Here is a 747-nt window from a genome sequence, read left to right on the forward strand (position 1 = left end):
AAGGACGGCGACGGCAAGCCCGACAGTCTGCTCGGCGACAAGGACGGCGACGGCAAGCCGGACGGCGACGACACCCCCGACACTCTGAAGGTCAAGCAGGGCGACAAGACCTTCGAGATGACCGAACCCGACCACGACGGGAAGATGGACATCAAGGTCGGCGACGGGTCCGACGACGCCAAGGACTTCAAGCTCGACTGGTCCAAGGACGCCGACGGTCCACAAGGGACCGGCGACGACACGTACTGCCCCGGTCCCGACGGCAAGATCCACATCGAGGACGGCGACCTCAAGATCACCGCCGAGCGGCCCGACGGCCCGGACGGCCCGACCGTCGTCACCGTCGACGACGGCAGCGGCACGCCGACGACCTACACCCTCGGCGAGGACGACAAGACCTCCGACGTCCTCGGCGACACCCCCGGCAAGAAGCTCGACGACGACCTGCCGAACCACCGCGGCACCCTCGAGGACCTCGCGTCGCACGGCAGTGACGGCCCCGCGGCGCACGACGGCGGCAGCGGTGGCGGCAGTGGTGGCGGAGACGGCCACGGCGGCGCCGGTTCCCCGGGCGCCGGTATCGGCGGCGGTTCGCACGGTGGAGCCGGCATTTCGGCGGCCGGTCTCGACCCGGGCGGCGCGGGGCACGGGCTCGGCGAGACGCCGATGTCGAACGGTGTCCACAGCGGCGCCGGCGCGGCCCACGCCCAGCCCGCGGCCGCGTTCGCCCCGGCCGGCGCGTCCGCC

1 pseudogene is annotated in these 747 nt (G+C 73.0%); it reads left to right on the forward strand.

What is annotated here, in order from left to right:
• Window positions 1-747: pseudogene (locus AB0M83_RS22625) on the forward strand (hypothetical protein); the annotation flags it as partial.

Origin of the sequence: Amycolatopsis sp. NPDC051106 (assembly GCF_040682775.1) — a bacterium.
Classification (GTDB): domain Bacteria; phylum Actinomycetota; class Actinomycetes; order Mycobacteriales; family Pseudonocardiaceae; genus Amycolatopsis.